The 12,473-nt window shown below is 44.0% G+C and carries 7 protein-coding genes and 1 pseudogene; 5 read left to right on the forward strand and 3 right to left on the reverse strand.

Translation table 11 applies throughout. From position 1 onward, the window contains the following. The first annotated feature begins 61 nt into the window (after nucleotides 1-61). The 5 genes and pseudogenes from rng to AAEZ02_RS03395 all read left to right on the forward strand — a co-directional run. On the forward strand, nucleotides 62-1,552 hold the full coding sequence (gene rng, locus AAEZ02_RS03375) for a ribonuclease G (protein ID WP_101033818.1): 1,491 nt from the start codon (nucleotides 62-64) through the stop codon (nucleotides 1,550-1,552). After that, nucleotides 1,552-5,580, forward strand: coding sequence for a YhdP family protein (locus AAEZ02_RS03380; RefSeq protein ID WP_351121954.1), 4,029 nt, complete (start codon nucleotides 1,552-1,554; stop codon nucleotides 5,578-5,580). Before rng ends, AAEZ02_RS03380 begins: the two co-directional genes overlap by 1 nt. A gap of 179 nt (nucleotides 5,581-5,759) precedes the next feature. Beyond that, nucleotides 5,760-6,590 carry a carbon-nitrogen hydrolase family protein gene (locus AAEZ02_RS03385; protein ID WP_101033820.1) on the forward strand — a complete coding sequence of 277 codons (831 nt, stop codon included), beginning with the start codon at nucleotides 5,760-5,762 and terminating at the stop codon, nucleotides 6,588-6,590. A gap of 64 nt (nucleotides 6,591-6,654) precedes the next feature. Continuing rightward, nucleotides 6,655-8,103, forward strand: coding sequence for a metalloprotease TldD (gene tldD, locus AAEZ02_RS03390; RefSeq protein WP_101033821.1), 1,449 nt, complete (start codon nucleotides 6,655-6,657; stop codon nucleotides 8,101-8,103). A 100-nt stretch (nucleotides 8,104-8,203) separates the two neighbouring features. After that, nucleotides 8,204-8,444 (forward strand): annotated as a pseudogene (locus tag AAEZ02_RS03395) (ABC transporter permease); the annotation flags it as partial. A 357-nt stretch (nucleotides 8,445-8,801) separates the two neighbouring features. On the opposite strand, the gene AAEZ02_RS03400 reads toward AAEZ02_RS03395, so the two are convergent. The 3 genes from AAEZ02_RS03400 to yjgA form a co-directional block, all read right to left on the reverse strand. After that, nucleotides 8,802-9,203, reverse strand: a complete 402-nt coding sequence (locus AAEZ02_RS03400) for a hypothetical protein (protein ID WP_351074671.1) — start codon at nucleotides 9,201-9,203, stop codon at nucleotides 8,802-8,804. A gap of 162 nt (nucleotides 9,204-9,365) precedes the next feature. Continuing rightward, nucleotides 9,366-11,825 (reverse strand): Ig-like domain-containing protein, encoded by a 2,460-nt coding sequence (locus tag AAEZ02_RS03405; RefSeq protein ID WP_351074669.1) that lies wholly within the window; start codon nucleotides 11,823-11,825, stop codon nucleotides 9,366-9,368. A gap of 28 nt (nucleotides 11,826-11,853) precedes the next feature. Continuing rightward, nucleotides 11,854-12,387, reverse strand: a complete 534-nt coding sequence (yjgA, locus tag AAEZ02_RS03410) for a ribosome biogenesis factor YjgA (protein WP_101034789.1) — start codon at nucleotides 12,385-12,387, stop codon at nucleotides 11,854-11,856. Between the last annotated feature and the right edge of the window lie 86 nt (nucleotides 12,388-12,473).

Raw genomic sequence — 12,473 nt, forward strand, 5'->3', positions numbered from 1 at the left:
CTACGGTGGTGCAACTACTGTCAATATTCCCATTGAAGCATGACCCGAATACTGGTGGCTTATGAACATAAAAGCACAACGTAAAAAAGGCACAGAATTGCTCATCAATGTCACGCCAACTGAAGCGCGTGTTGCATTAGTCGAGCATGGTGTTTTACAAGAGGTGCATATTGAACGCCGCATGAAGCGAGGTTTGGTCGGTAATATCTACAAAGGTAAAATCAGTCGAGTATTACCTGGTATGCAAGCCGCGTTTGTTGATATAGGCTTAGAAAAAGCCGCTTTCTTACATGCTTCAGATATTGTTCCTCATACCGAATGTGTTGCCGATGTCGAAAAGGGCAACTTTGTGGTGCGTGATATTGCCGAGTTAGTGCGTCAAGGCCAAGACATTATGGTGCAAGTGGTCAAAGATCCACTCGGCACTAAAGGTGCCCGCCTGACAACGGATATTACTTTACCCTCGCGTTATCTAGTGTTTATGCCTGGCTCTAGTCATGTTGGCGTATCGCAACGTATTGAACTTGAAGAAGAACGTCAACGCCTTAAAAATATTACCCTACCTTATGTTGATGATGACGGCGGCTTTATTATCCGTACCGCAGCTGAAAATGTTGGCGAAGATGAACTCGCCCAAGATGCGGCCTTTTTGCGTCGGGTGTGGGCTAAGGTCAGTGAACGACGTAAGCGTAAAGGCGTTATATTACTGTATCAAGATTTGGCATTACCTGTGCGGATCATTCGTGATTTTGTCGGTACTGAACTTGACCATATTCAAGTCGATTCGCGCCGTACTTATGCTGAATTACAACACTTTGCCCAAGAGTTTATGCCTGAAATTGCTGAAAAAATTGAGCATTATGCGGGCCCAGCACCTATCTTTGAATTGTATGATGTTGAGAATGAAGTTCAACGGGCCTTAGGCCGTAAAGTTGAGCTTAAGTCTGGCGGATATTTGATTATCGACCAAACCGAAGCCATGACTACGGTCGACATTAATACCGGTGCATTTGTTGGCCATCGCAACTTAGAAGAAACCATTTTTAATACTAATCTTGAAGCCACTCAAGCGATAGCAAGGCAACTGCGGTTACGCAATTTGGGTGGGATTATCATTATCGATTTTATCGATATGCAGATTAAGGAACACCAAGCGCGGGTGTTAGAAAGCTTAAACGCGGCATTGGCGTTAGATAGAGTCAAAACAAGCGTCAGCGGTTTTTCGGGTCTGGGCTTAGTTGAAATGACCCGCAAACGTACTCGCGAAAGTTTAGAACATGTGGTGTGTGGTGAATGTCCGTCTTGCAAAGGCACGGGTACCATGAAAACGATTGAAAGTGTGTCATATGAAATTTTCCGGGAAATTATTCGTTTAGACCGAGCTTATAAAGCCGATGAGTTTTTACTGTATTGCTCGCCGGCAGTGTATATGAGCTTTAGTGGTGAAGAATCGCATTTGCTGGCAGAATTAGAAGTTTACATCGGTAAGCGTATTCGTTTGCAAAATGAACCCTTATACATTCAAAGTAAATATGATGTGGTGATGATGTAGTGTCGACAACTCAGGCGGTAACGATTAACAGATTATCTTGGCAAATTTTGGCTATTGCACTGGTGCTATTTGCATTGGTCGTTAGCCTTATTCGTGGTTTATTGCCTCATATTCCTGAAGTCCGTACTGAATTAGTTCATTATCTTCAAAACGAATACCAACTGCATGTGCAGATGGGTGAACTCAGTGCCGAATGGCAAGCTTTTGGGCCAGCACTGACCGTGAGCAATTTAGTGTTACTGCCACAAGATAATCTGCCGATTACCGTTATCAGCGAAAATGTACATATCAAACTCGATTTTTGGCAGTCACTTTTAACCTTGAGCCCGCAGATTGAAACCGTGGTATTTGATGGTGTTAAAGTGGCATTAAATCTCGATGAGTTGGCATCTACGGATGAGAACGCTACCGCGGGTGATATGACTAATCTTGATTGGTTGTATGGATTGTTATTAGAACAGTTAGGGCATTTTTCAATCACCGATGCGTCATTACAACTGTTTAGTAAACAACAGGATTATCGGCCGATTTTTATCGATAATCTGCTGTGGCAAAACAGTGCCAATAGTCACCAAGCGCAGGGTATGATCCATGTGGATCAACTTGAGTCGCAGCAAGAACAGTTAACCTTACGTATTGATCTTAGCGGTGATGGTTATCAACCTGATACGGTCGCAGGCCAACTTTACGTTACCGCAGATTCATTAGACTTAGGTGAATGGGCGTCTAGACAACATATTGCGCAAGAAAACACTGACAACATTGAATTTCAAGGCGTGATTAACCTTGATGCGTGGATGACATTTGCACATCGTCAGATCCAAGATGGTGTATTAGTGTTTAAACCCAGTTGGTTGCAATGGAGTGACGCTGATACCCAGCAAAAATTTGCTATCAACTCAGGTTCATTGCAATGGACACCGCAGCCTGATGGCTGGAAAATCGCCAGCCATGATTTAGATTTATCGACTAATGATCAAACTTGGCCGTCTCTTAAGTTAGCGATAGGCACTCGTGATGGTGATTTTTTTGGTTATGCCAACCAGATTACTCCGTCGAACTTAAAGCCAATGCTGCCGTTAGTGCCCGGTTTGGGCAAACAGCAAGTGAACCTTTGGCAACAACTCAATCCTCAAGGTCAAATTGGCCCCATTAGGCTGTATAAAGCGGCCGACAAACCGCTTATCGGCAACGTTGAAGTTCAGCAATTACAGTGGCAAGCTTATCAGTCGATACCGGGTGTGAGTCCGATTGATGCTCAATTGACATGGGCGAATAGCCTGCTTGAATTTAGCTTGCCAGAACAAGAGTACAGTGTCGATTTTAACGGTGGTTTTAGCCAACCATTAGCGCTTCACGGCAGCGCAATGATGGGCCGCTATGATGTAGAACAACAGCGTCTTACCGTGGCTGATATTGAATTAATTAATGATGATATTACCTTGCAAGCGAGCCTGAATCTTGAGTTTGTTGACGAGATTCATATGGGGTTGGCGGCTCACTTAAGCATTGATGATGTGGCCGATGTTGGACGTTATTTCCCACAGATGGCCATGAGTCCAAAATTAGTCAGTTATCTTAATGATGGTTTAGTCGCAGGGCGAGTCAACGACGCGCAGGTAGTGTGGCATGGTGCGTTAGGCGGTTATCCCTATCAAGATCACAGTGGTGTATTCCAAGCTGCATTTCGCCTCGACAGTGGCACCTTTAAATTTCAACCTAATTGGCCAGAGGTCAGCGAACTCACGCTATCAGCCTTGTTTGAAAATGCCATGATGGATTTGCATATTGATCAGGGCAAACTCGATAACGTTGCGGTTGACGGCGCGCGAGTCTCTATCCCGCAGTTGGGTAAACAGTCTTTATTAAGAATTGAAGCGGATATCACCACCGACGCACAAGCCGCGGCCAAAGTGATTAACGCCTCTTCACTTCGTGATTCAGTAGGTGCCACGTTAGATGTGGTACAAATTCGACAGCAAATCAATACCCAATTAGATCTGGCGATCCCGTTATACAAAGGCGGTGAAAAATTGATTAAAGGCCAGGTGACCTTTGATAATAATCCGCTGTTTATAACCACTCCCGGCTTAGATTTACAAGGCGTATCTGGACAAGTTAATTTTGTGAATCAGTTGGTTGAAGGCAAAAATATCAAGGCGAGGTTATTTCAACAACCGTTGACGTTTAGTGTAAAAACCAAGAAAAACAATAGCAATTTTAGCTTAAATGTTGATATGAATGGTCGCTGGGATCTCGACACATTACCCGCCAGCTTACACAATCCATTGAGTGACACTTACCAGGGCAAAATGGACTGGAATGGTGGCTTAACCATGATTTTTGACCCAAGTGGTTATAGCTTACAAGTCTCTGCTAATTCCGATCTTATCGGCACCTCACTGGATTTACCGATGCCTTATCAAAAGTCGGCCGCTGAACCTAGAAAACTAAGCGTGGATCTTATTGGCGATAATAAACAATCATCGTTAAGCATTAAGTTGGCTAATGATGTCGAGTTTTGGGGGGAATTTAATGCCGACAGTGGCAGCCGGCTTGCTTTTTATGACGTGATGATTGGTCGTCATTTTAAATTGGGTGACAGATTAAATAAACAACAAGGCCATATACATGTAGACCTGCCTAAAGTCGATTTAGCGCAGTGGTTGCCGATTATTAATCGCTTCAGTGTTAGCGCTGAACCAGATGTTGTGAGGTCGTCGGTACGCGATCGTATTTTAACAGCAGATGAGTTGCCGGGGATGGCAACTCAAGACAATCGAGCTGAAACCACAGCGATTATTAATGCCGCAAGGTCATTCCCTCGATTAGCTGGGATTCATGCCGACATCGAGCAATTAAATGTGTTGGGACAATCATTTGATAAATTACATTTTTATGCCGAACCCACAGAACAGGTGTGGCGCTTTGACGCTGAGTCGCAACAGTTTGATGGCCGTATCGATTTTTACCCTAACTGGCGCGATCAAGGGATTAAAGTGGTCGCTAAAAAGTTGTATTTATACCCTAGCGTCAGCATGGCTGAACAAACAGAGCCGACAGCGGCATCCATGCTGCAATATCTGCCCACTTTAGCAATAGATGTGGATGATTTTAAGGTTAATGACTTATCGTTAGGGCACTTAGTGTTACAAGGCTTACCCCATGAACTAGGATACCAATTTCAAACGCTGTCATTAACGCAACCTACTGTTACCTTACAGGCCAATGGGTTATGGTCGCTTGAAAATGGCACCGATAAAACCGTGTTCGATATCAATTTACAGGCTGAAAAGTTTGATGACCTATCAAGGATATTAAACATCAATCCTGGACTACAAGATGCGCCATTGGATCTCAGCGGTCAGTTATCTTGGCAAAGTGCGCCCTATTACTTCACTCTCGACACGCTAAACGGCCAACTCAAGTTTGCACTAGGCAAAGGTCATCTTTCGGAGATTAGTGATAAAGGCGCGCGAGTGTTTTCATTGTTTAGTTTAGATTCATTATTGCGTAAATTATCGTTAGACTTTTCGGATGTGTTCGGCAAAGGCCTATATTTCAATACCTTTAACGGCAATCTTATGATCGATAATGGGGTGGTTAAAACCACCGATACTGAAATGGACGCCATTGCCGGTAACATGCGAGTACGAGGTTACACCGACTTAACCACCCAAAGCTTAAATTATGACATTCGTTTTGTGCCGCAACTTGCGTCCAGTGTGCCAACCGTGGTGTTATTGAGTACCAGTGCGTGGACTTTGGGGTTAGGGGCATTTGCCCTGACAAAAGTGTTAGAACCGGTTATTGAAGTGATCTCAGAAATTCGTTTCCGAGTCACCGGTACCATGGACAATCCGCAACTAGAAGAGCTTGAGCGTAAGAGTAAAGAAATCGAAATCCCAAAGGCAATATTACCGCAGGTAGACGAAACCAGTATAGAAACTAACCTTAATACTAACGCCAATGCTAAAGTAGAGGCTAAAGTCGAAACTGAAGTTGACTCAGATGTTAAAGCTCAGTAATAAAAGCGATAGATCGTGAGGCCATACTCCATCGAGCGCGCCATCAACTCAGCTCGTTCCGGTTATCGATAATTGACCTTAAGCTGACCGACTGCCAGGTAGCGATGCTGAAGTCGGTCCAATGAGACAGGCTTGGGTTTACTCATCAACTAATGTGTTTATGCGATAAGGAGTTCGAGATGCAAATCAGCTTATTACAATCCCAAAGCGGCCGCGATGTCAAAGCCAATCTTGCGTTTATCGACTCGCAACTCAACGCCTTACCCCGTGATGCCAATGAGCCACAATTAGTGGTGTTACCTGAGTGTTGTTTATTGTTTGGCGGCCATGAAAGTCAACAGCTTGAATATGCTGGCAGTCAGCATCAAAGCGAACTAAAAAGCGCATTAGCCGCGTTGGCAAAGCAGTACCAAGTGTATGTTATTGCCGGCACCATTCCCATGCGTGCCGACGATGGTAGAGTGTTCAGCCGCTGTTATTTTTTTGATGATCATGGCGCCACCCTAGGTCATTACGATAAACTGCATTTATTCGATGTTGAGGTGAGTGATGACACCAAAACTTATCGCGAAAGTGATACCTTTCATCCCGGTGATCACATTAGTGTCATTGATACACCTTTTGGCAAAGTTGGTCTAGCCATTTGTTATGACATTCGCTTCGGCGATATATTCCGGGCTTTGCGTTTGGCGGGGGCAGATTATATTGCCCTACCTTCGGCATTTACTAAAGTCACCGGTGAAGCGCATTGGCAAGTGTTATTACAAGCGCGTGCAATTGAAACTCAATGTTATTTGTTGGGCGCAGGCCAATGGGGGCAACATAATCAAGGTAGTAGAGAAACATGGGGTCACAGTATGATAGTCGACCCTTGGGGCCGAGTCATTGCTGAGCGAGCCACTGAATGTGGCTGGGTACAAGCTAAAGTCGATTTAGCCGAATTACGCCGTATTCGTCAACAAATGCCGGTGATGGGCCATAATCGATTTATGGCGCCACAGTTGAAATAACACTGGATACTACTATTAACACTGAATTCGCAGTATGCGTTACCCATTAATAAAGAGAATTTTAATGCCATTTTTAACCCAAATAGAGCAGAGTTTATTGCAAGATGGATTAACCTTAGATGGACTACAAGGTTACTTAAATACCATTCATCAACACAATATCGATTTTTCAGACCTGTATTTCCAAGGTAGCCGTCATGAGTCTTGGGTATTAGAAGATGGCATAGTCAAAGAAGGCAGTTTTCACATTGAGCGTGGTGTGGGTGTGCGTGCCATTAGCGGTGAAAAAACCGGTTTTGCTTATGCAGACGAGATTACTCCGGCCGCCCTTGATGCTGCAGCAAAAGCTGCCCGCGGCATTGCTAGCGCAGGTGAACAACACAAGGTGCAAGCCTTTAAACGTCAAACGGCTCATAAACTGTATGACAGTGCCGATCCGATTGCGGCTATGGACGAAGTCAAAAAAATCGACCTATTAAAGCAAGCCGATGCCTATATTCGTAGCCTCGACAGCCGTATTATTCAGGTAGTGGTCAGCTTATCTGGCGTGCATGAAGAAATATTAATTGCCGCAAGTGATGGCACGTTAGCGGCAGACATTCGTCCGTTAGTGCGTTTTAACTGTAGCGTTATCTTAGAAGACAAGGGCAAACGCGAGCGTGGTAGTGCTGGTGGCGGTGGTCGTCACGATTACAGCGCCTTTTTAGCCACAGATGAAGCAGGCTTACCTTTAAGCTTTGAATTTGCCCGTGAAGCGGTGCGCCAAGCACAGGTTAATGTTAACGCTATTGATGCCCCAGCAGGTGAAATGCCAGTGGTACTAGGTAATGGCTGGCCAGGTGTTCTACTGCATGAAGCGGTCGGTCATGGTTTAGAAGGTGACTTTAATCGCAAAGGCAGCAGTGCTTTTAGCGGTAAGATGGGTCAACAAGTGGCGTCCACTTTAGTCACCATCGTCGATGATGGCACCATGGAAAATCGTCGTGGTTCATTAAGTATTGATGATGAAGGTGTGCCAAGCCAAAAAACCACCTTGATTGAAAACGGTATTTTGAAAGGTTACATGCAAGATAAGTTAAATGCCCGTTTAATGGGGCAAACACCAACCGGGAATGGTCGCCGCGAATCTTATGCGCATTTACCTATGCCGCGTATGACCAATACTTACATGAAAGCCGGTGATTCCAATCCAGCAGACATTATTAAGTCAGTGAAAAAAGGCATTTACGCACCTAACTTTGGTGGCGGACAGGTAGATATCACTTCAGGCAAGTTTGTGTTCTCGGCTTCTGAAGCATATTTGATTGAAGACGGTGAAGTCACTCAGGCGATTAAAGGCGCGACCTTAATTGGTAACGGACCTGAGGCCATGGGATTAATTTCAATGGTGGGTAATGACTTAGCCCTAGATAAAGGCGTCGGCGTGTGCGGTAAAGACGGACAAAGCGTGCCTGTTGGTGTGGGACAACCAACATTGAAAATTGATCGTCTAACGGTCGGCGGCACAGCTTAACGTTAAGCTTCTATTATTAGTATTTTGACGGCTTGCTGAGTGTGTTTACTCAGTGAGCATTTGTGATCTGAGCATCATTTAATGGCTTATCGTGGCTTATGTCAATTTACTGGTATCGATGCCAATTCTATTCGTGTCTGGGTATGTGTGGCCACTGGCGCTTATTTCTGAACCATCGGTATTAGCATCTCAAATTATTCCTGCAGTGCCTGCTATTATGGGAATGCTCGAGCTGAATCAATTAGGAAGTAGGTTGGTTGGCTGTCATGCCTAAATGGCAGCAATTATGGGGTTTGTTTGCGCTATTCGTCACCATGGTCATTATGGCAATTGCGCGTAAACAGCAAGATTTTAAGGTTGCAGCATCAATACCTACAACACCTGCATCATACAACATCAGCACCATAGCCGGTGAAGTCAGTAAGCTAACGTTACTCGGTTTAAGAGATGGTATAAGAGGTGGTATCAGTAAGCTAAAATCAGCCTCTTTCACCTATTTCATCTCAAACATCCCTTTTTTGTTAACAAGGTGCCTTCACGTGTTAATAGCAGCGCTAATAGTGGGTCTATTGCAAGTTATTGCAAGTCTGTTACAAGTTATTGCAAGGTAGTTAGCAGGGCAAAGGGTTGCTGATAACCGTTTATTATCTCGCGGTGAGGTGAAGTAAGCAGGGCTAGCGCTTAGTTAATGTGTCTGGTTAAAAGTACAATGTTTCTTGCTTGGTGCCATCGATAAAGATGTCGCACTTATCTGCCGTGCTCGATTTTGCCGATTGTATAATGCTAGCAACAATACCAAAGCGTCCACCTTGATCACCGAGTACCGAGCCAAAGTAACAATCACCTTTAAACTTCATGTCCTCAAAGTTTGCATTGAGATTTTGTGTAGGCGTCATAGGCGGGAATCTGCCTTGCATGATCGCGTCACCATTGGCGGTCAGTAGCAGTTTCTTCTTTTCTGTATCATACGATCCGCCAAGCACGAAAGTTTGGTCGTTGACGACAACCGTTTTATTTTGAGCCACGATCGGTGGTTTAGCTGCACAAGCGGTGAGTAGTACGCCTGCTGTAAAGGTAAAAAGTATAGAAATTATGCGCATTATTATTCCTTAGTATGCGTCGAGAGTCATAAGTCGGTCCCTCGTGATAGTAAACTAGCCCTGTCTACATATTCATTGTAACAAGTTATTAACAAATTCCAATAAAAAACAGCCTGCTAAATAGCAGGCTGGTTAGTTAGTTTGTCGTTGTATTTTGGTTAGTTACAACAAGGTGACATAAAACGACAGCACAGTTTCAATGCCTTTAGGCGTAGTGGCTGTTAGTGTTACCAAGCTTGTACCAGCAGTACCATCATTTTCAATGCTAAATGAGGTTGATGTTCCACCTGCAGCGGTCTTGTTTGGCACGGTATAGCCAGAGAATTGCAAATCACCCTCTGTGCTAGCCACGGTTAAAGTCGTGCCAAAGGGTAATATTTGCTCAGCATTGTCGGTTAATACCACAGTAAACTGAGCAATATCGCCATTTGCAATTTCTTCATTGTTAGTGATCAAACTACCATCTCTGCTTACTGTCATCGTGGCCGTTGAACCTGACATTGTTAACACCAACGCCTTACGGATATAAGTGGTCATGGCATTGCTATCGCACAAGCTACCTTGGCACTGTGGGCCGTTAAACTTACTATCAGCCGCTTGGTATGTGTCACTCGCTTGAATATTAAAGTACGGTTCACCTGATTGATGTGTTCCTGACTCATCGTCATCTCTAAAAGCATCAGGCAAATCAACAAAACCGCCGTCATGGTAGGTTTCTACATCCATGCCGTTACCACTACACACTACAGGCGTTGTACCGCTTAAGCAGCCGTTAACTACGCCGCCATCAGCATCGTCAAATACATTATTGCCATTGGTATCGAAGAAGGTTTCGTGGCCTAAAGCATAAGCTAAAATGGTGATGCGGTGATCGCTCACCCTAGGCGATGTTGAAGTCCAAGTGACTGAACATGTTCCGTTTACTATGGTACACGATGGCTCAATTTGGCCACCTTCTGCGGTAAAGTTGATGGTGGTGTCGTCCGGTGCTGGGTTAGCAAAACTGTCAGAGGCATAAGCTGTAATAGTGACTTCTTCACCATTGTTATCTCCAGCTTCTGGGTTGCCGGTCGATCTTGAAAGACTAAACCCCAACTGTTGCGGTAAACCAGTGTTAACCGTTAGCTGTTCTGATTGGGTTGTAATGGTCTGGTTATCATCTGAAGTTGATGCCATTACACGCACTGGCGTTGGGGAAGTACCCGCTTGCACTCTGACACTCACTAAACCTTCTGAATTGGTGACACTGCTATCTGTTACGTCACCATTAATAAATTGTAAGTCGCCAACTGAGGTGTCTAAACTAAAGTTCACTGATTGTTGTTCAGCAGGTTGACCACTCGCACTAGTCACTAAAAAAGTCACCAAAGAAGATTCTGTAGTGCCAGTGCCGCCTGAACCTTTAATGCGAATTTGGTTTGGTTCAGCAGATACAAAACTGATATTAGATAAGGTTTGACGCGCCAAAGTAAAAGGTAAACTTGCGCTTATGCTAGTGCCATTAATGGTTGCTGTTGCGATAATGATGTCATTGCGTTCACTGTTGCCACTGCAGCTGATATCTAAAAAGGTTGAGTTGGCAGAACCTGATAAGCTAGCTACTGGGGAATCGAGTGAAGCATTATCAGTTGTTGTACAGTCTGAGCTAAAACTAATACTGGTTGGGCTTTGTAAACGCGTAATCGTACCATCTGAATCTTCAGTCACCAGTGTGGCAGTAACCCCAAATGTGCCACCTGAACTTATGGCATAATTACCATCAATGTCAGCGGTAAGTGTCGTTGATAATTTACCCTCAATAAACGCATCATCCACATAAGCGCCCATTTTAACGATGATATCCGTGACAACATCGTCAGATGAAAGCACCTCATAAGCACTGGTGCTATTGAGGGGTGTGTCTTCGTATTCAGTGGTGACGGTAAGTAAACTCGCACCGAGATCTGAATCTGAAGGTGTGAAGTTAAGGGTAGCAATACCTGAGGTTTTTGTTAGCGCGGTTGCTGGTGTTAACGTAGCACTACCGGCATTAAAAGTAACAATTTGGTTGGCAATACCTTGATTATTGCTGTCTGTAATCAAGGCGTTGAGTTGAACGGTATTGTCAATATTAAAGCGTGTAATAGGGCCCGTTGCATCGCTAATTGAAGCGGTTATGCTAAGTGCTTCAGCTGGAGCTGTGGAGTTATATTCTTTAAATTGATAATTACGAGTCGCACTGACTGAATCGTCATCACTTGATGTATAAGTTGCGGTGAGGACGCCGGCATCGCTGCTGCTTGATGTGACAACTGTTGTTGCAAGACCAGAAGATAGGGTTAACACCGTTGTAGGGGCTATTGCTGCATTGGTTGTGCTAAAAGTAATGAGTGCCCCACTGACGTTGGTATTACCAAACTTGAGGTGAGCTACGGCACAAAAACTGCCATCGATATCAAAAATAAGTCCATCGGTGCTGGAATCACATTGGCCATTAACCACATTTTGATAACTAACCGATAAACCATAACTGTCATCTGATGTATCTGAGTCGGTGCCGTCTGCGGCACCGTTACAAGCTGTCAATAACAACACTGAAGTCAGTAATAACCATAGTGTACGAGCCATCATTTTGAGCCGCATTAGCAACATCCTTATTCTATTAAACGGTTTAGTCTTTTATTTCAGCGCGCAAATACTTAAACAACTCTCTTGATGATTTTGATTCAGCACCTTTAGCCAGTTCTTTATTGGCTTGGCGGATCAATTGACGCATTTTTTGACGCTCAAGTTGTGGGTATAGATCCAATAACACTTGGATTTCATCATCGCCATTAGTTAATAAGCGTTCGCGAATTTTTTCAAAAATCTGCACTTGAGCTGCTTCATTATTGTTTTTATTCAACACTTTATCGAGTGCAGCTTGAATAGGTTCATGCTCAAATCCGCGCATCAACTTACCAATGTATTGCAAATGGCGACGATAGGCTTCAGTTTTTTGTTTAATCAGTTTTGTTTTTAGAATCGCATCATACAGAAATTCATCTAAACCCATTTTGTCTAATTGAGTTTTGCTCAGGGCAATCAAACGCATGCCAAGTTCTTGAGCATCCTCACTTTCTTTTTTTACACCCGTTCTGCTGACATAGTTGTCATCATTATCATAGGGCTGCTGAAATAGCTCAGAATCGCCAACAATTTTCATAGTCATAAACCTCAAATCAATATGCATCAATGATAACATTTATTCGGCCTAGAATATGCAGAATTTATTGCTGATAGGCAGCGATA

Source organism: Shewanella sp. T24-MNA-CIBAN-0130 (assembly GCF_040310185.1).
GTDB lineage: Bacteria > Pseudomonadota > Gammaproteobacteria > Enterobacterales > Shewanellaceae > Shewanella > Shewanella psychromarinicola.